Origin of the sequence: Streptococcus oralis subsp. tigurinus, assembly GCF_002093545.1 — a bacterium.
Taxonomy (GTDB): domain Bacteria; phylum Bacillota; class Bacilli; order Lactobacillales; family Streptococcaceae; genus Streptococcus; species Streptococcus oralis_C.
Genome location: NZ_LNVF01000004.1, coordinates 154,989 through 175,455 on the forward strand (window position 1 = coordinate 154,989; position 20,467 = coordinate 175,455).

Annotated in this window: 16 protein-coding genes; all 16 read right to left on the reverse strand. The window is 43.0% G+C overall.

Annotated elements, in window-relative coordinates; all coding sequences use genetic code 11:
- Positions 1–74: 74 nt before the first annotated feature.
- Positions 75–1,403: an ABC transporter substrate-binding protein gene (locus ATE34_RS06655; RefSeq protein WP_009730446.1), complete on the reverse strand. Its 1,329-nt coding sequence runs from the start codon at positions 1,401–1,403 to the stop codon at positions 75–77.
- Positions 1,404–1,516: 113 nt separating this feature from the next.
- On the reverse strand, positions 1,517–2,215 hold the full coding sequence (locus ATE34_RS06660) for an N-acetylmannosamine-6-phosphate 2-epimerase (protein WP_001135658.1): 699 nt from the start codon (positions 2,213–2,215) through the stop codon (positions 1,517–1,519).
- A 232-nt stretch (positions 2,216–2,447) separates the two neighbouring features.
- Positions 2,448–5,840: an SIALI-17 repeat-containing surface protein gene (locus ATE34_RS06665; RefSeq protein ID WP_084911401.1), complete on the reverse strand. Its 3,393-nt coding sequence runs from the start codon at positions 5,838–5,840 to the stop codon at positions 2,448–2,450.
- A gap of 336 nt (positions 5,841–6,176) precedes the next feature.
- The gene (locus ATE34_RS06670; RefSeq protein ID WP_084911402.1) at positions 6,177–7,157 is read right to left on the reverse strand and encodes an acetylxylan esterase; all 981 of its coding nucleotides are present in this window, start codon (positions 7,155–7,157) and stop codon (positions 6,177–6,179) included.
- 158 nt (positions 7,158–7,315) lie between these two features.
- Complete coding sequence (locus tag ATE34_RS06675) at positions 7,316–7,798, reverse strand: acyl-CoA thioesterase (RefSeq protein WP_084911403.1); 483 nt, start codon at positions 7,796–7,798, stop codon at positions 7,316–7,318.
- 310 nt (positions 7,799–8,108) lie between these two features.
- Positions 8,109–10,124, reverse strand: a complete 2,016-nt coding sequence (gene recG, locus ATE34_RS06685) for an ATP-dependent DNA helicase RecG (protein WP_084911404.1) — start codon at positions 10,122–10,124, stop codon at positions 8,109–8,111.
- A gap of 17 nt (positions 10,125–10,141) precedes the next feature.
- Positions 10,142–11,245: an alanine racemase gene (gene alr, locus ATE34_RS06690; protein WP_084911405.1), complete on the reverse strand. Its 1,104-nt coding sequence runs from the start codon at positions 11,243–11,245 to the stop codon at positions 10,142–10,144.
- On the reverse strand, positions 11,235–11,597 hold the full coding sequence (gene acpS, locus ATE34_RS06695; RefSeq protein WP_084911410.1) for a holo-ACP synthase: 363 nt from the start codon (positions 11,595–11,597) through the stop codon (positions 11,235–11,237). Before acpS ends, alr begins: the two co-directional genes overlap by 11 nt.
- Positions 11,598–11,641: 44 nt before the next feature.
- Positions 11,642–12,673, reverse strand: coding sequence for a 3-deoxy-7-phosphoheptulonate synthase (locus ATE34_RS06700; RefSeq protein WP_084911406.1), 1,032 nt, complete (start codon positions 12,671–12,673; stop codon positions 11,642–11,644).
- Position 12,674: 1 nt separating this feature from the next.
- The gene (locus ATE34_RS06705) at positions 12,675–13,706 is read right to left on the reverse strand and encodes a 3-deoxy-7-phosphoheptulonate synthase (RefSeq protein WP_061598126.1); all 1,032 of its coding nucleotides are present in this window, start codon (positions 13,704–13,706) and stop codon (positions 12,675–12,677) included.
- A 79-nt stretch (positions 13,707–13,785) separates the two neighbouring features.
- Positions 13,786–16,299, reverse strand: coding sequence for a preprotein translocase subunit SecA (gene secA, locus ATE34_RS06710; RefSeq protein ID WP_061598125.1), 2,514 nt, complete (start codon positions 16,297–16,299; stop codon positions 13,786–13,788).
- A 142-nt stretch (positions 16,300–16,441) separates the two neighbouring features.
- On the reverse strand, positions 16,442–16,732 hold the full coding sequence (locus ATE34_RS06715; protein WP_000415954.1) for a hypothetical protein: 291 nt from the start codon (positions 16,730–16,732) through the stop codon (positions 16,442–16,444).
- A 132-nt stretch (positions 16,733–16,864) separates the two neighbouring features.
- Positions 16,865–17,461, reverse strand: coding sequence for a LemA family protein (locus tag ATE34_RS06720; RefSeq protein WP_000812474.1), 597 nt, complete (start codon positions 17,459–17,461; stop codon positions 16,865–16,867).
- A 160-nt stretch (positions 17,462–17,621) separates the two neighbouring features.
- Entirely contained in the window at positions 17,622–18,470 is an 849-nt protein-coding gene (locus ATE34_RS06725) for a TPM domain-containing protein (protein ID WP_084911407.1), read from the reverse strand.
- Positions 18,471–18,694: 224 nt separating this feature from the next.
- Positions 18,695–20,005 carry a ribosome biogenesis GTPase Der gene (der, locus tag ATE34_RS06730; protein ID WP_084853278.1) on the reverse strand — a complete coding sequence of 437 codons (1,311 nt, stop codon included), beginning with the start codon at positions 20,003–20,005 and terminating at the stop codon, positions 18,695–18,697.
- 13 nt (positions 20,006–20,018) lie between these two features.
- On the reverse strand, positions 20,019–20,467 hold a 449-nt coding region (locus ATE34_RS06735), incomplete at its 5' end, for a nitroreductase family protein (protein ID WP_180382680.1).

Consider the following 20,467-nt stretch of genomic DNA (forward strand, 5'->3'; position numbering starts at 1 on the left):
CATTTCAAACAAAAGTCCCCCTTTTCTTACACCTTAGTGCACAGGGAAAAGGGGGAATCAATCTGACTTAGTGCTTATTGTTTTGTAGCTTTTTTGATTGTTTCGTTAGCTTTTTCAGTGAAGGCTTTCAAAGCATCCGCTGGTTTTTCGTCACCATTTGATACAGATTGCAACATTGGGAACCAAAGTGTTCTCATTTCAGCAAATCCGTTGATTGTGTTGTAGTATGGTGAGTAGTATTTAGTCCAGCTGCTGATTGTTTCCATACGTTTGTCATCATAAAGTTTGCCAAATGATGTACGAACTGGGAAGGCACCTGTACGAACTACGTCTTTAGGACCCCATTCTTTATCATCTGCGATGAATTGAACGAATTTCTTAGCAGCTGCGACTTTTTTGTCGTCTTTGTTGTTAAATACTGCAAATCCATTTACAAGGTATTCAAGAGATGGTTTACCAGAGTCTGATGGGAATGGTACTTCTACCACGTCTACCTTACTCGCTTCCAAGAGTTTCGCTTGGATACCGTTTTGAGCTGGTGCCCAAAGGATTGTGTATGAAGTTTGACCGTTCGCAAAGTTTTGGATATCTGCCCCACCGTCAAATTGTGAACCGTTGTTCAATAGACCGTCTTTAATCCAGCTAGCAGCTTTTTCAAGACCTTTGACGAATTTAGGATCGTCTGTTGTATATTTGGTTACGTCTTTGTCTGTTACAGAACCGCCATAAAGGTTTGCAATGAAGGCACGTGTTCCTTGGTCTCCCCCTTGACCAGAACTGAACAATGAACCTGGTGTATATCCTTTATCTTTAAGAGCTTTCAAAACTTTTTCAAAGTCATCAGTTGTCCAACCTTCTTTTACAAGGTTTGCAACTCCAGCATCTTCCAACATTTTCTTGTTCATAGCCATGTAGAATGGAGCTGAACTGATTGGATACATGTAAGCTTTGTCACCAGCCTTACTTGCTTGTACGATGTTCTCGTTGTTGACATCTTTGACGAATTCGTCTGTGAAGAGGTCGTTCAACTCAGCCAATTTACCATTTTTACCGTATTGGATGATACGTCCTGGTGCGTCAAAGAGTACATCTGGCGCTGTTCCTGCTTCGATGGCTGTTGTGATCTTTTCAGGACCTGACTTGAAGTCGATGGTTTCCAATTTCACTTTTACATCTGGATTTGCTTTTTCAAAAGCTTCGATGATTGATTTTTCATAAGTTCCAACACCGTCACCAGTTTTTTCTTGTGTGAAGACTGGGAATGCCCACCAAGTGATTTCTGTTTTTCCGCTATCGCTACCAGAATTTGCAGCATCTTTACTTCCACCAGAGTTACCACAAGCTGCAAGGCCAAGAATCGCAGCACCTGCAAGTACTGTACAAGCTAGTTTTCTAAATTTCATTTGTATTCTCCTAATTTATAAGCGTATCCATATTGGATAATGAGTTCTTTATATTTGTATACGTTTTCATTTTGTCCGACGCATCAACCACTCTCCTCTGTTTTGAGATTGTGTTATTTAAGACCGGCAACAAAGCGCTCCGTAATCTCTTTTGGTCTAGTAATAGCTCCACCAACAACGATACCTCGCACCCCATATTCAAGGATTTGCTTAGCTTGTTCTGGTGTATGAATTTTCCCTTCAGCGATGACATCCACGCCTGCTTCACACAGTTTTTTGATCAGTTCAAAGTCTGGACCATCTACTTTGGGACTATAAGAGGTGTAGCCTGATAGGGTTGTTCCAACAAAATCAATCCCTGCTTCAACTGCTGCGATTCCCTCTTCAAACGTACTGGTATCAGCCATTAAGAGTTGATGCGGATATTTTTCTTTGACTTGTCGGATAAAGTCTTGGATTTCCAAACCATCGTAACGTTCACGTTTGGTACAATCCAGAGCAATGACCTCAATATCTAGTTCAGCCAGTTCATCAACTTCTCTCATCGTAGCTGTAATGAAGGGCTCCTGTGGCGGATAGTCACGTTTGATGATTCCGATAATTGGGAGTTTCGTAACCTCCTTGATCTCCTTGATATCGCGAACACTGTTTGCTCGGATACCGACTGCTCCACCTTGCTCAGCCGCTTTGACTAGCAAGGGAATGACTCCTCCCGCTTCTGTGTAAAGCGGTTCGTGAGGAAGTGCCTGGCAAGAGACAATGATTCCATCTTTGATTTGTTCAATCAAGGCTTCTTTGCTGATCTGTGGCATCCTCTTTCCTCCCTTTCTTGTTCTTATGGGCTTATTATATATTATTTGTTAAGCGCTTTCAATAGCTTGTGGTAGAATAGATTTCAGTTTCAAAAGTATTTTATAGAACAGACTATCCTGAAAGTAGTTTCAGACATCTTATGATTTCGAATCAACCTGAATGTCATCAAAAAAGATAGCAGGCTGAAAAACCTGCTATCTCTTCTGAGACTTACTCAAATAGCTTTTCTTATTATTCTTTTCTCCTCTTGCCTAATGCAAACAAGGATAAAAGCATACCTGAAAGACCAAGGGACATCAGTGAGCTTGTTTCCTTGCTTCCTGTATTTGGAAGTTCATCTTGTTTAGCTGCTGGAGCTTGATAGGTCACATCTTGTCCTAGAGATAGTTTATTGTCTGCAGCTGCCAATACTAGATTAGTTTCTCCCTTGTACTCTGACACTTCATGGACTGCTGCCTCAGCGCCATTGACTCCACCTTTATACTCTGGCAGGTCATTTGAAGCTGCCAAGACAAAGTTAGCACCCCCTCTATATTCCGGAAGCTCGTTTGAGGCTGCTTGAACTGCATTGACACCACCCTTGAACTCTGGAATCTCATGGACTGCTGCCTCAACAGCATTAACGCCTCCTGCGAATTCCGGTTTTTCTACCGTTGGAGCCGGTTCTTCACCTACCGTTGCCAATGGACCAGTGTACTCTGGTATCTCTGCCACAGCGGCTTCTTCTGCATTAACGCCTCCTGTGAATTCCGATTTTTCTACCGTTGGAGCTGGCTCTTCTCCTACTGTTGCTAATGAACCTGTGTACTCTGGTATCTCTGCCACAGCAGCTTCTCCTGCATTAACGCCTCCTGTAAACTCTGGAACCTCATGGATAGCAGCTTCACTGCCATTAATACCATCGCTTAGTTTAGAGCCAGCTAAAGAAACTGGTAAATTGTGCATGCTTTCAATTGCACCCTCAGATAGACCAGTAATTCTTTGACCCATATCTTCTGGATCCACTGTAAATAAGAGAGTCTTTGTATCGTACTGGGTCATGAAGGTTGCTGTTTTACCATTTGCCAACTGAAGGGTCGGAGCCTTATTTACCAATACTTCCGAATCAAACTCCATCGCAATAATACCTGGCCATTTTTGAATAGTATATTTTACTTTTGCTTCTTTAGGAGAAATTCTTTCCTTGGTCAAGAAATCCCAGTTGAATTTCTTGAAGGAAAGTGTATATGGAACACCTCCAGGAGCATGATGCTCATATAAAAGTCCAAATTCATCTGGTCCAATTTGTTGGAGAGAGTTATAAGCATATTCTCCTTCCTGAATCAAATGATGGTGCAACCAAGTTAACTGGCCATCTTCTTCAACACGAGCCACTCGAATATAACCATTTTTACGACCTGGACCGTTTGCATTCGCCAAAAGAATATACTCTTTACCATTTTGAACCGTATGAGTCGCAGCCATTTGAACATAAACATCTGGCACATCGTAGCGTTCAACGTTATTGTCCCAAGTTAGACCACCATCATGACTGGTTGCAACCTGTAGATCACCTGTCAAACCACGCATAAATAGTTTGAGATCCCCATTGTTCAACTGAACAACAGAAGCCTCTGTATTTTGAGCATAATAATTATTCATGGTACTTGAATCAACCACTGTACCATCATAAAGTGTACGATTGTCGTTGACACCACCACCCATATGCCATGTCTTACCATGGTCGTCTGAGTAGATGATTCGAGATGATTGAGAACCATTGAGGTGGTTAGTCCGATTGGTTGTATAGACAGGAACGACGATTCGACCTTTATGCGGTCCAGTACGAAGGGTTATCCCCACTCCAGGACCTACGCCTAGGAATTTCATCCAATCGGCTTTGACCATCGGAGTAATATCTTGAGGAGCAGACCAGGTCTTCCCGTCGTCATCACTGTAAGACATCCATAGGTAGCTATCCTTGGCAATTCTAAATGGAGAAGTTTTGTTTGTGGTGAAGTAGATATTGCCTAGTAGCTGGTCACCCTTGTATAGATCACCCTTGTCGCTGTATGCTGGTTTAACAGGATCTACAACAACGCGATAGTCTGTTGCCTTGCCATCTGGAGTGTAAACTGTACCATTTTCTCGAATAGTATAAGCTCCCTGTTCACCTTCTCGATAGAGGAGTTGATAGGTTTTACCATTGATTTCTTTGTAAGCTTCTTCTTTTTGCGAAGACATTCCAAAGATCCCTTTTCCTTCTGGGAACATGTCATAAATGGCAAAGATGCGTTTGGTTTCAGGATCTTGAGTCAAGGTCATATCGATATTCACTGGTGAACCGATTGATGGGTCAGAAGCTCTTGGATTGTCACGTAAGTTGGTAATGGTTACTCGATCTCCCCAAGTTTTACCATTATCTTCACTGCGTCTAATGACCATACCGATATCACCCCAGTCACTCGAATGGAGACGGCGTTCATCTGCACCTGCAATCAGCGTTCCTTTATCAGTCTTGAGAAGAGCTGGAATACGATAACTCTTGATGCCATCTTTGTTTGGTTGGTTATGCATTCCCCCTTTAAAGACATCTTCTTTCTCTGAGATTTTCGCGCCCTCAGGAAGTTTCTTTTCTAAATCACCTCTTTCAAATAGTTGACTCCGTGTTTGAACTTCATCTGGGCTTAAAGCACGATCATAAACGGTTAGGTTTCGAACTTGTAGGTTTGATGCCCAAACTGTTTTATTGCCCCGTTTGGTTGCTCCAAGTTGAGCTTGATTAACATCTGGCATATCTTTGATAAAGTTACCAGATTTGAGGCTTGTTCGAGATAAGACACCGTTCACATAGAGACGAACTCGACCATGAGGTAACTCTGCTGTCGGTTGTTCGACAGTAAAGGTCACGGAATTCCATTGTCCAGGGCGAACTTTCAAAGGAGCATCTGTATACTTATCATAGAACTGCTCCCCGTTAGCGCCACGCCCTTCAATAAGAGCTGTATTATCAAGGACCGACATAGTAAAGTACTCATTTTCCTTGGTGTCACTGGATACAGAGAAGAGATTGTAAAAGCGTGGAGCTGATGCATCTGGTTTGAACTCCATGTGAACTGTAGCATTTTTTAGTTGCTTTAGTTTGTCTAGTTCACTTGATAAATCGACTCTCTGACCATTTGCTGCATTGGTTTCAACATCTTCTTTTTCAAGGACAGGATTAGCATTTTTTAAATCTCTTGAGTAATAGTCACGAGGAATAGCTCCCTGATCCTCTGATTCTGCTTCCTTATTTGCTTCTTCTGCAGGGGTTTCCGTAGAGGATGGAGTTTCTGATTCTGTACTCTCATTTTTTTTCAAATGATCTTGGTCCACCACAACGCCGTTGTCTTGAGCTGCTGCCAATTTACCAGCCAAATCCTTATCCAAATGAGCAAGATCTCCCGAGGACACTTCTTTTGGTACTTCTGATAAACCTTGACCAGGTTCGACAGTTTCTGTACTAGCACCTGCTACATTGGCTTGCTCTTGAGCTAAGACTGGATTTACTCCAAATACTACTGTACCAATCACTACTGATGCTGCTCCGATTGCAAATTTTCGAATTCCGTATCGCTGTTTCCGATGTAAAGAGTTGTAATTCATGTTTGTCCTTCCATTTTTCATAAAAATAAAGCGCTTTCTTTTTTCTTTAAAAATTTTTATTGCCTCTTAAGAGAGACAAGATTTACAAGAAAGTAACCAACTCAATGAGAGCTCCCAATCCTCTCCCATTTCTGCTGAGCTATTCTTTAAGCGCCCAGCAGCATTTTTCCTCCTTTCACAAGTGATTTTTCCTTTATTATACAATAAAGTCTTATATTTATATCTATGTTCTCACAGAATAGATTTTACTTTTAAGAATATTTTAATATTTTAAATTTTTTAAAAGTACTTTCAGGTTTTGGACATAAAAAGAGAGCTCCTGGGCTCTCTCATTCATTATCTTGCGTACTTAAAAGGAATCTCACTACCACAGAGCCAGTTATAAACTTGGTCATTGACAAAAACATTCATGGCTTCGTGGGCATACTCAGGCATGATGCGATAGATCTTATCACAGGTCAGACGGTTGTAAATTGCAAACTGGGTAATAGGATAACAAACATCGTCGTCCAAGCCCGTAATCATCTTGACCTCACCTTGAATGCGATGGGCAAGATTTTTCACATCGATATAGGCTAGAGTCGCCATGATTTCATCCTCTGTTTCATGGAAGGGATCGTGGAACTTGAAATAACGGAAAAGTTCATCATAGGCTTCACTGGTATTGCCAATCTCAAGCACTCGTCTAAAGTCAGACAAGAAGGGATAGATGGCAACTGTTCGCTGAATCCGAGGATTGAGCGCTGCTGCAACCAGGGCTAAAGCACCGCCTTGTGAGGCACCATAACTAGAAAGTCGCTTCTCATCTACCTGTGGCAGACTAGCAACAATTTCGATTAACTGGTAAATATCCAGATAGACATCCTTATAAAAGAGCTGGTCTCGACCTTCAACAGCACCACGGATGATATGTCCCTTAACGGTATTTCCCAAAGGAGAGCGCAAACCATCTTGCGAATAACCTGATTGGCCTCGAACGTCCATAGAAACAACCCCGTAATCAGCCACGGTGAAGGCCAGCATGTCGGCCCAGTCCCAGCCACGTCCCATATAACCATGAAAGTGGAAGATTACCGGAACTTTCTCCTCACTTTTTGGAAGGACGACACGTGCATAGACTCTTCCGTCATTGCTTCCTTCAAAGGTTAGCTCATAACACTTGACTTGGGGAATATGGAAATCTCTTTCCTCCAGCTGGTAGGCTGGAAGAGTGGAAACTTTTTTGACTTCCTCATCCCAGAAAGCGTCAAAGTCTTCTGGAATCTCATCCCGTCCTAGGTAGGTCTTGATTTCTTCTAGTAAAGCTGGATTTTTCATAGCATGCTCCTTTAGTTTTGTAATCGCTATCATAACTCTAGCATATCTAGGAAAGCAATGCAAGAAAGAATGCTAAATAGAAAGTGATTTTAGATTCTCTTTCCTCAAACCTATCGTCTGAAAGTAGTTTTAAAATCTTAAACTTCTAATCTTCCGTTTTACATATGATCCTTCACAGCAACTGCTACCATTTTGGCTTTGGCACGGACTTTAGTAGCCACTGTCATCTCCATAGCAATAATTGCTTTTCTTTCCCCTAATTCCTCCAGAGTAGAAGTAACCACAATTTCATCTTCAATTGGACTAGGACTAAGGTAATCAATCTCCAAGCGAGCTGTAATAAAACGTCCTATCACAGTTGATTCCGTCAGTTCCAACCCTTTTTGATGATGGGCAAACCAAGCTGCTGAGGCCGTGCCATGGCAATCAAAAATAGTCGCTATCATTCCTCCAAAGACATTTGATGGAACTCCACCAGTATAAGCATTTTCAAGCTTTATCCGACTAATACAACTATTCCCATCTATACTTGGATAGGTTTTTAAATGTAAGCCTAAATCATTCTTGGGACCACATCCCCAACAATGCTGAAATCGTTCTTCATACCTATCTTGGATAGCAATCGTTCTTGTTTCTAACATTCTTTTCACTCCTCTTTACTCAGATGGGGCAATTATATCAAGCTTCAGTCAAAGAGTAAATAGGCTTGGAGACTAATATCTTTTTATCACTCGACTAAGTTTGATTTATAGCCGACCATTTTATAAAAATAAAAAGAGCGTTTCCGCTCTTTGTGTATCAATAGGTGCTAGCTCCTTTCTCTAGTTTGACGGTTTGGAATTTCTTTTGGTAGGTTACTTTAATCGTCATGTGAGAGTCCTCGTTTCTTTTTGATGACTCTAGTATAAGACCCAAACCTAAAAGCTAGCTTATAGATTTCTTAGAAAAGGCTTAATCCAGATGTTCTCTCTTCTCTAGGTGGAGAGCAATCATGCGCCATTCTGGATCCTCTTTCCAACCTTCTATCGAACTAATGTAGCTGGCAACCTTTCTGGCTTCTTCTAAAATCGGAAAATCTTCGATAATATCTGCCACTTGAAATTCTGGTAGTCCTGATTGTCTGGTTCCAAAAATCTCACCCGATCCGCGCATTTTCAAATCTTCCTCAGCAAGGACAAATCCATTATTGGTTTCTGTCATGATGCGCATGCGGTCCTTCCCAGAGTCCGTCTTGGGATTAGCCACAAGAACAGCATAAGACTGCTTGTCTCCCCGACCGACACGACCTCTGAGCTGATGAAGCTGGCTGAGACCGAACCGATCAGCATCCATGATAATCATGACGGTCGCATTTGGAACATTGACCCCAACCTCGATAACCGTTGTCGAAACCAAAATATCCGTCTTTCTCTCTTTGAATTCCTGCATGATCTGGTCTTTTTCGTCACTCTTCATCTTACCATGTAGAAGAGCTACTTCAGCCTTGCCGGCAAAATGAGCTGTCAACTCCTCAGATAAGGCAATGGCATTTTTCAGATCCAGAGCTTCTGATTCTTCAATCAAGGGAGAGATGACGTATGCTTGAGAACCTTTTTGAATTTCTCCTTCTAACCAAGTCAGCACCTGAGGCAGTTGCTCATGTTTGATCCAACGTGTCACAATGGGTTTCCGACCCGCAGGCATCTGGTCGATAATGGAAACATCCATATCGCCAAAGGCTGTGATAGCCAATGTTCGCGGAATGGGCGTCGCCGTCATCATGAGAACGTCTGGGTTGTCGCCTTTTTCCCGTAAAATCCGCCTTTGTCCCACACCAAAACGGTGCTGCTCATCGATGATAATCAAACCAAGGCGAGCATAATCAACCCCATCTTGTATCAGAGCGTGGGTTCCGATAATCAAATCAGCCTCACCCTTCGCTATGGTCTCCAAGACTTCTCTTTTTTCTGCAGCTTTCAAGGATCCTGTCAAGAGAGCGAGTTTCAAGTCTGGAAAGAGACTCTGTAGACTTTCAAAGTGTTGCTCAGCAAGGATTTCGGTCGGTACCATGAGAGCCGCTTGGTAGCCAGCCGTCACTGCAGCAAACATGGCCAAGCCAGCGACTACCGTTTTCCCGCTCCCCACATCTCCTTGCAGGAGACGATTCATGTGGTGGTCCGACTTCATGTCGGTCAAAATTTCCCGCAAACTTTTTTCCTGATCTGGGGTTAAGGCAAAAGGTAAACATTCCTTAACAGCCGTCACTTTTTCCTGAGACCAATTCAGAACCAGACCGCTTCCCTGAACTCTATTTTCAGACTTGAGCGTCTGCAACTGCATTTGGAAGTAAAAGAGTTCCTCAAACTTGATACGGCGAAGGACCTGCTTGTATTCTGCCAAATCCTTAGGAAAATGCATAGCGCGGACAGCCTGACAACGGGACATGAGTTTGTATTTGTCCAGCAAAGACTGGGGAAGATTTTCCTCAATCAAGAGGTCTAACCCCTGATCAAAGGCCGTTTTGATGACCTTGACCAGACTGGCCTGACTGATTCCTTGAGCCAGACGATAGACAGGCTGGAGGTCATCTTCCACCTGAGCCAGAACCTTCATCCCAGTCAGACTGGCCTTGGCACGGTCCCATTTCCCAAAGACAGCAAGGGTTGCACCCAACTCTATCTTATCAGCCAGATAGGGCTGGTTAAAAAAATTCACCGCAAAAACGACTTCTCCCTGCTTGAGGCTAAAACGTAGGCGATTGCGCTTGAAACCATAATACTGGACACTGGCAGGGGTCACGACTTGACCAGACAGAACTGCCTTCTCCCCGTCTTCCAGGTCTAGCACCTGCTTGGTCTTGAAATCTTCATAACGAAAAGGAAAGTAGAGCAAGAGGTCTTGCAAGTTTTCAATTCCTAATTTGGCGTATTTCTCGGCTGACTTTGGTCCCACACCAGGCAAGACATGCAAGGGTTGGTGTAGATTCATGCTCTACTCCTTTCTTTTTAATAATATTCTCTCGGAATGCGGTCACTGAGGAGGCAAACCACCTCATAGTTAATGGTTCCACGGTAGGTCGCTACCTGAGTTGCTGTGATTTCCCTGTCACCGTTGGAGCCAATCAAGGTTACTTTTGTTCCTAGCGGGTAACCCTTAGGCAGCCGAATGGTGATTTGGTCCATAGATACTCGTCCGACGATTGGGCAAGCTTGGCCATCTACCAAGACAGAGAAATTCTGCATGTCTCGTGTCCAACCATCCGCATAACCGATTGGCACGGTCGCGATGACTTGCTCACTATCCGCCTGATAGGTTGCTCCATAGCCCATGCAAGCTCCAGCTGGAACTGTCTTGACATGAACCAGGGCAGACTCCAAACTCAAGGCTGGTGTCAAATCATAGGGTAAGTCCAAGACCTCTCCACTTGGATTGAGACCATACATGGCATCTCCCATACGGACTGCATTGAAAATAGTCTCAGCATGCCAGAGGGTCGTTGCTGAGTTGCTGGCATGAACCAGCTCTGGAACTTCCTTCATACTTGCCAAAATAGCTTTAAAGCATTCTAACTGGGCATTAAAATAGTCATCTGCTTCTTCATCTGCAGTAGCAAAGTGGGTAAAAATCCCCTCAACGTGAGCACCGTATTGTTGGAGCAAGGCTTGAGCCTGCTCTGCCTCACTGGAATCTCGGAAACCAATCCGTCCCATCCCTGAGTCAATCTTGAGGTGAACAGTCAAGCCAGTTAAATCTGCTCCCTTGTCTAACAGCGCTTGAATCCAATCCAACCCTGCCACTGTCAAGGTGATGTCGTATTCTTTAGCTAGGGAAACAGCTTCTAGCTCAGAAACTCCTAAGATGAGGATTTTCTTGTTTATACCTGCTTGACGCAACTCGATAGCTTCATCGATATTGGAAACGCAAAATCCATCAACAACATCCTGGATAGCCGTTGCAACAGCTACCGCCCCATGTCCATAAGCATTAGCCTTGACTACTGCAAATTTGAGCGTACCATTAGGGATATGACTTCCCATTTGTTGTATATTTTGTCGAATAGCTCCCAAACGAATCAGAGCCTTGGTTGGTCTATGTAGACTAGCTTTCATGATTTTCCTCCAAAATGACACTGGCTGTCACAAACTGATCTGTGTGGCTGATAGATAGCCAAATCTTTCCTGAAAATGGTGCCTGACTAAAATAAGGCGCCCCTCTTTCATTGTTCAAGACTTCCAAATCCTGAAAGGTCAGTTTGCCAATTCCTGTCCCCATAGCCTTGGAAAAAGCTTCCTTAGCCGACCAGCGACCAGCCAAATATTCGATTTGTCTGCGCCCTTTGAGACTGGTAAATCGCTCCATTTCCTTAGTTGTCAGCACGCGCTTGGCAAAGCCCTCACGTCGTGTAACTGCACTTTCTATCGAAGCCAATTCTTCGATGTCAATTCCGTGTCCAACTATCATACTCATAAAAGGAGCTGAGATTCCCCCAACTCCATCCTTTTCACTTATTTTGTTAAGGTAGTATAAATTTCTTCTACCAAGGCTACTGTATTTTCCCATCCTAGACAAGGGTCGGTAATGGAGCAACCAAAGACCTCTGGTTGATTTTGGCGACCGTCTGCTAGGTAAGATTCGATCATAAAGCCTCGAACCGTCTTTTTAATCTTTTCATTCCAGTCACGATTCAGCAAGGCCTGACGAACAATGCGAATTTGTTCCATATACTGCTTGCCTGAATTGTCATGATTGGTATCGATGATAATGAAGGGATTTTCAAGTCCCATAGTCTCATAGCGATTGATGGCATTTAAGAGGGTTTCATAGTAGAAGTTGGGTTCATTTTTACCATATTCGTTCATGGCGCCACGAAGGATAACGTGGGCCAAGGGATTTCCTGAAGTTTGCACTTCTTGGCCATGATAAAGGAAGGTTTGCTTGTTTTGAGCTGCATATATGGCATTAAACATGACCCCAAGGTTCCCAGATGTTGGATTTTTCATCCCAACTGGAGCATCAATCCCAGAGGCTACAAAGCGGTGTTCTTGGTCTTCCACTGAACGAGCCCCAACAGCATGGTAGCTGACCAGGTCATCAACCAAAACGAGATTTGACGGATAGAGCATCTCATCAGCTGTTGTCAATCCAGTCTCCGTAATCACACGGTAGTGCAGTTGACGAACGGCTTGCAAGCCATTAATCAAGCTTGGAGCTTTCGAAGTATCGGGCTGATGAACCAAACCCTTATAGCCATCTCCATTGGTACGAGGTTTAGCTGTATAAACACGCATCACGATAAAGATTTTATCCGCAACCTTTTTCTGCAAGTCTGCTAAGCGGCGAGCATATTCGAGTACTGCTTCTTCATTGTCCGAAGAGCAAGGCCCCATCACCAAAAGGATTCGGTCGTCCTCACCCGAAATGATGGCTGCCAACTCTCTATCACGGGCTTCTTTTTTTCGCAAGGCTTCAGGTGACAACTGGGTCTCAGCCTTGATTGCTTCAATATCAATTTCTTGACCTTTTCCGATAAATGCCATCTTACTCTCCTAGCGTTTGGTAAATTTCGCGAACAAGTGCTTCTGTGTTGTCCCATCCGAGACATGGATCTGTAATGGACTTACCAAAAACTTCTGGCTCATTTTGACGTCCATCTTCTAGATAGGACTCAATCATAAAACCACGAACATATTTTTTGATTTTCTCATTCCAGTCACGGTTAATCAAGGTCTGACGAACGATACGGATTTGCTCCATATACTGCTTGCCTGAATTGTCATGATTGGTATCGATGATGATAAAGGGATTTTCCAAGCCCATCTTTTCATACTGGGCAATGGTATCTATCAAATTGTCATAGTAGTAGTTGGGAATATTTTTCCCGTATTCATTCAAGGCACCACGAAGAATAGCATGGGACAATGGATTCCCTGTTGTTTCCACCTCTTTACCGAGGAAGAGGAAACTCTGCTTATTTTGCGCTGCGTAAATCCCGTTAAACATAACATTGAGATTTCCAGATGTTGGATTTTTAAATCCTGTTGAAAAATCTGCTCCACTCGCTACAAAACGGTGCTGTTGATCCTCTACAGAACGAGCTCCAACAGCCATATAAGAAATCAAATCATCCACCAACGGAAGATTTTCAGGATAAAGCATCTCATCCGCTGTTGTCATACCCGTTTCAGAAATAACTCGGTAATGTAAATGACGAACAGCCTTGATTCCATTGATCAAACTAGGTGCTTCTTTAGCATTTGGTTGATGAATCAAGCCCTTATAGCCATCTCCATTGGTACGAGGTTTAGCCGTATAGACTCGCATGACCATAAAAATGCGGTCTTTGACCTCTTCTTGCAAAGCAGATAGACGCTTGGCATACTCGAGAACCGCCTCTTCATTATCAGATGAACATGGTCCTATCACCAAGAGAATACGCTGGTCTTCCCCACGGATGATGGCTTCCAATTCCTGATCACGTTGGTTTTTTCTCGCAAGAGCCGCCCCCTCTAATTTAGACAAGGCTCGAACTTCTTCAATGTTAATTTTAGGACTTTTAGCTGTAAATACCATGATTCATCTCCTTATAAAGCAAACGGACACCAAGCAAAAAATGATTTTTACCAGGTATCCGCCTGTATCTTATCTCATATTATTGTCTCTTACCATGACAGTTCTTGAATTTCTTACCAGATCCACATGGGCATTGATCATTTCGTCCGACTTGGCTCAAGTCCACATCTTTTGGAAGCTGAGTCTGCTGCGCTGCGATATTTCGAGTCGCAGTTGTACTGATATTGTGTTCAGTTTGAGGACGTTCCTGTTCGTGGATTTGTGCTTTCATCATCAAGCGGGTCACATCAAATTCAATTGATCCAATCATGTCATTAAACATGCGGAAACCTTCTGCTTGATATTCTACGACAGGATTGTTTTGGGCATATCCACGAAGACCAACAGCATTTCGCAACTGGTCAAGAGCATCGATATGGTCTGTCCACTTGTTGTCTACAACACGTAGGATCAAGACCTTCTGGAACTCTTTCACTGCTTCTTCATCACGAAGTTTGGCAACTTGGCTATCATAAACCTTCAATGCACGTTGATAAAGCTCATCTTTGATGGCCTGATCTGACAGACCTGCAAAATCTGAACGGCTAATTGAATCTTCTGGAAGTAAGTTATATTTAGCAAAGTTCAGGATTGCTTCCAGTTTTTCATCTTCCTTAGAGCGTGCATGTGCATCTACGATACGTCCAATGGTACGGCGGATCATAGCATGGATTTCTGGTGCCAAGTCACGATCTGCAGTAATGACATCATAACGTTGTGCATAGATGATTTCACGTTGTTCACGCATAACATCATCGTATTGAAGGACTTGCTTACGAGTGTCGTAGTTGTTTCCTTCGACACGTTTTTGAGCTGCTTCAACTTGACGCGTTAACATGCGAGATTCGATGGCTTCATCAGACATGTTAAGACGTTCAAAGACACCTTTCAAACGTTCTGAACCGAAACGTTTCATCAAATCATCTTCAAGAGACAAGTAGAATTGTGACTCACCTGGGTCCCCTTGACGCCCTGAACGTCCACGAAGCTGATTATCAATACGGCGACTTTCGTGACGTTCTGTACCAATGACACAAAGTCCACCAAGTTCACGAACCCCTTCGCCAAGCTTGATATCGGTACCACGACCGGCCATGTTGGTTGCGATAGTAACTGCGCCACGCTGACCAGCGTTCATGATGATTTGCGCTTCTCTGTAGTGGTTCTTCGCATTCAAGACTTCGTGAGGAACACCTGCCTCTACCAGTTTCTTAGAAAGAAAGTCACTCGTTTCAACTGCAACTGTACCTACCAAGACCGGCTGACCTTTTTGGTGACGAGCTTTTACATCCTCAACTACAGCCTTAAACTTCGCATCAAGACTGGCATAGAGAAGGTCTGAGTGGTCGATACGTTGGATTGGACGGTTGGTTGGGATTGGGATAACACGAATGTTGTAAATTTCGCGGAATTCTTCTTCTTCTGTTTTACCAGTACCTGTCATACCTGCCAATTTCTTATACATACGGAAGAGGTTTTGGTAGGTGATAGAAGCTGAAGTCTTAGTCTCATCTTGGATTGGCACACCCTCTTTTGCTTCGATCGCTTGGTGCAAGCCGTCAGAGTAACGACGACCTTCCATGGTACGACCTGTAAATTGGTCGACGATCAAGATTTCTTGTTCTTCACTAACCACATAGTCGATATCAAGAATCATGATATAGTTGGCACGAAGGGCATTATCGATAAAGTGGGTAAGAGCTACGTTTTCGACATCATAGAGATTTTCCAGTTTGAAATAGCTCTCAGCCTTGTCAATCCCAGAATCAGACAAACCAATCGTCTTAGACTGAATGTCAATAATATAGTCATCCTTGTCCAAAGACTTCACAAAATGATCCGCCATATGGTAGAGTTGGCTAGTCTCAACTGCATTGGCACCTGAAACGATCAAAGGAGTACGGGCTTCATCGATCAAGATCGAGTCAACCTCATCGACCAAGGCATAGTTAAGCGGACGCTGTACCATGTTTTCTGCACGAACGACCATATTGTCACGAAGGTAGTCGAAACCAATCTCTGAGTTGGTCGAGTAGGTAATATCACAGAGATACGCTTCTTTTTTCTCCATTGGAGATTTGGCTGCTAAGTTGATCCCTACTGACAGACCGAGCCATGAGTACAACTCACCCATCTCAGTCGCGTCACGTTCTGTTAGGTATTCATTGACTGTAACTACGTGAACCCCTTTACCTGCAAGGGCATTGAGGTACACCGGCATGGTCGCCGTCAAGGTTTTCCCTTCACCAGTACGCATCTCTGGAACATCACCATGGTGAAGAACAATCCCACCCATGACCTGAACTTTATAAGGGAAAAGTCCAAGGACACGTTTTGCTGCTTCACGGACTACCGCAAAAGCCTCATATAACAGCGAATCAAGTGATTCCCCCTTATTGTAGCGTTCTTTAAATTCGTCAGTTTTTGCTTTTAGTTCTTCGTCCGACATTGCGGCCATTTGGCTCTCATAGTTAAGAACCTTATCAGCCATCTTTTCTAGACGACGAAGTTCCCCTTTATCATTTTCGATAATTGTTTTTAAAATATTAGCCATGATTTTCCTTACTTTAGATTCTGAATATTTTAGAATGTTCTTTTAATTTTAGCATATTTACCATTATTTTTCAAGAAAGAATCCTTGTTTCACAAGGGGAAAAAAGGACTAGAAGCCAGTCTAGTCCATCATTTTTTAATGTTTAATTTCCCAAGAATGCAGGTAATATCCCAAAATACCAAAAGAGATTAATCCAGAAGGCCAAGCAAAAGATGATGCCAAAGAAGAAAAGACTGATTTTTTTAATCAGCACGGAGTATAGGATGGATAAAACGCCAAAAACCACGAAGAGTTTTTTCATAACGAAATAATATACTGAAACTCCTCCTGCTTGCCAATCCCAAGGAAAGAAAAACATGAGGAACCAGAGAAGGCAAATCGTAAGAATATATCTCTTGTAGTGCGCTTCAAGAAAGGCTTTTGTTTTCTCCATAGCAAACCTCCATTTGAGTCACTGTCTCTTCCCTTTTATTATACCAAAAAAACCTGGAAAAGACTTTCCAGGTTTGAGTTTGAAATCACTAGTCATGCTAGAAAAATCACTCTATTCATAGGATGATTCACTTTATTGACTTGATGAAGATGTTCCAAAATCGACCTTAGGAACTGTCTTGGCTTCTTCTGTTTCTTTAAAGGTTTCAGCTTCTTTAAAGCTCATCATATTCGCAAAAAGCACAGTTGGAAAACTTCTCAACTTTTGATTGTACTCGGCAGCGACTTTATTATAATCCTTGCGTGCTACAAAAATACGATTTTCACTGCCTGAAAGTTCGACCATTAGTTGCTCAACATTTTGATTGCTCTTGAGTTCTGGATAATTCTCCGTCAATGAAATCAAGCGAGAAAGAGCAGAGCTCAATTCTCCCTGAGCCTTTTGGTTTTCTTCAGAAGTTACTGAGCTACTACCGATTTTAGCTCTAGCATCAGCAATCTTGGTAAAGACTTCGGTTTCATGATTCATTTGTCCTTTAACGGACTCCACCAAGTTACCAATCAAGTCCGAACGACGTTGGAGGGCTGTCGAGACATCGGCCCGAGCCTGCTCCACCTTAGTCTGTTCACCAACCAGACCATTATAGGTCGTAACTGCGGAACAACTTCCCAGAACTAGTAGTCCAAAGAAAATCGCCACTATTGAGAGAATTACTTTATTTTGTTTCATATCAAAACCTTAACACTTTCTTTTATCAACTTTTCTGAGAAAATACTCAGATTTTAAATCAATTTCCCAAACTTTGTTTTTATTTTTAATTAAGGAGTAAACTCTTGCAAAGGAGTCACCTTACTGTATGGAGAAATCGGTTTGAGTAATATATGATCACTCACCAGTCATCAGACGAACCACCGCCATCAAAGCCACCGCCGTCCCAGCCTCCAGATGAGTCGGAGCCCGAATCAGACCAAGAGGAGCCCGAATCAGATGAGTCGCCGCCCCACCAGCCACCGCCAGAATCATCTCCACGTGAACCACCACGGCCTCCAAAAATAAAGCCGATAATCATCACAATGAAGTAAATGAGAATTCCAAATCCGATAACTCCGTCACTCGAACTGCTTTTTCGATGACGTTTTGAAGATCGGCTCTCAACGGTATACTTTTCAATTTCTCTTAGACGACTAGAATTAGAAGCATAGTCGTAACTACTTTTAGAACTTGAAGCAGGCGTACTCGATCCACTATAAAACATGTAGTTGAGATTGTTTGCTATAGAAAGAACTCCATTACTGTAGTCTCCCTTTTTAAAGTAAGGACGTGCTGTTGTCAAGAACCTGTGAGTCTGATAGTCAGTGATCTTACTGGCCACATTATTACTGGTTTCAATCCGTGATTTTCTATCTTGGACTGCTACCACAATCAAGACACCGTGATTGTCTCCCGAGTAGCCAATTTTCCAAGCCCTAGCTGTTTCATTGGCCACAGTCTCGATTGTTTCTCCATTTAGGCTTTTCACAACGTAAACACCCATCTGGAATTTTTCTGATTTTTTACTATTGACATTATTCAATTCCCGAATCTGACTTATAGTCTCATCCGTTAAATAATGATCCGGGTCATAGATCCCGTACTCAGGTTTTTCAGGTGCTGTGAATGCTGACAAGAAGAGAAAGACCATCAGCAACCCAAGCAAGCGAACCAACAAACTATGTTTAAACAATTTGCTTTTTTTCATAATAACCTCCCTGATAAAGGAAAATCGATTTAAGGAATTATAGCATTTTGATTTTTACAAAGAAAGTACATTTTCATTACAAATAGATTACAAAATCTAGGAAAATAATTGAATTTTGATGACAGATTTTGTCTCCAATTTGATAAAACTTTTACTCCTTTTATAGAAAAAAGAAGACCTCATAGTCTTCTTTTAGTTTGTTTTTGTGTAAAAACAAGCATAGCTTACTTGCGTTTTCTCGCGATCAAGTGAATCGGTGTTCCCTCAAAGACAAAGGCCTTGCGGATTTGATTTTCCAAGAAACGTAGGTAAGAGAAGTGCATGAGTTCTTCTTCGTTAACAAAGATGACAAAGGTTGGTGGCTTGGTTGCCACTTGGGTCGCATAGAAGATTTTGAGGCGTTTTCCTTTGTCTGTCGGTGTTGGATTGATAGCAATGGCATCCATAATGACATCGTTCAAGACAGCTGATGGGATACGGGTGTTTTGACTTTCACTGATTTGCTTGATCATCTCAGGCAGTTTGTGGAGACGTTGCTTGGTAAGAGCTGATACAAAGACAATCGGAGCATAAGGCAGGTATTGGAACTGCTCACGGATATCTTCTTCCCATTTCTTCATGGTGTGATTGTCTTTCTCAAGGGTATCCCACTTATTGACCACGATGATCATCCCTTTACCGGCTTCGTGGGCAAATCCAGCGATACGCTTATCATACTCACGAATACCTTCCTCGGCATTGAGGACCATCAAGACCACGTCAGAACGGTCAATGGCACGCATGGCACGCATGACAGAGTATTTCTCCGTATTTTCATAGACTTTACCGGACTTACGCATACCAGCTGTATCAATCATGGTAAACTCTTGTCCATCCGTATCTGTAAAGTGGGTATCAATGGCATCACGCGTTGTCCCAGCTACTGGACTAGCAATCACACGGTCTTCTCCCAAAATGGCGTTGATCAAACTTGATTTCCCAACGTTTGGACGGCCAATTAAGCTGAATTTAATGACATCTGGATTTTCTTCTTCGACTTCATGTGGTAGATTTTCCACGATGGCATCCAGTACATCACCCGTACCGATACCGTGGACAGACGAGATTGGCAGAGGTTCACCCAAGCCCAGAGCATAGAAATCATAGATATCATTTCGCATCTCAGGATTATCAACCTTGTTAACCGCGAGGATAACAGGTTTATGGGTTTTATAGAGTTTGCGAGCTACGTACTCATCTGCATCTGTGATTCCTTCTTTCCCAGACACCACAAAGACGATGACATCAGCTTCTTCCATAGCGATTTCTGCTTGGTGCTTGATTTGCTCCATGAAGGGAGCGTCGACGTCGTCAATCCCTCCAGTATCAATCATACTAAAGGAACGATTGAGCCACTCACCCGTTGCATAGATACGGTCACGTGTCACACCCTCGACATCTTCTACGATTGAAATTCGCTCACCAGCGATCCGATTAAATAGGGTCGATTTCCCAACATTGGGACGTCCCACAATGGCAATAGTTGGTAAGGCCATGTTTTCTCACTTTCTACAATAACTTTTTCTGTTCTAGATTCTTCCGAGTTGAACTAGGTTCGGCTTGACCAAACTGCTCTGCCAAACGTTGACTCCAAGAGGTCGTCGCACGCGCACCAGCATAGTCTGCCTGTACTTGGTCATAGTCCAAAATCGCCGCTACTGGCTGTTCTTGGTATTCTTCTTCAAATACCACTTGGTTCAAAGGCAGTCTTGGTTTGACATCGTGTTGTTGATCTGGCACGCCAAGGGCAATCCCAAAAACAGGGTAGGTATAGTCAGGCAGGTTAAAAAGCTCTGCCACTTCTTCTGACTTGTAACGGACCAAACCGATGATAACACCACCATATCCCAGACTCTCAGCTGCAAGCAAGGTATTTTGACCAGCAAGCGCAGCATCCACAGAGGTGATGAGGAGACCTTCCACTCCTTGGGGTTGGAAAGTATCTGTATGGAGGCTTA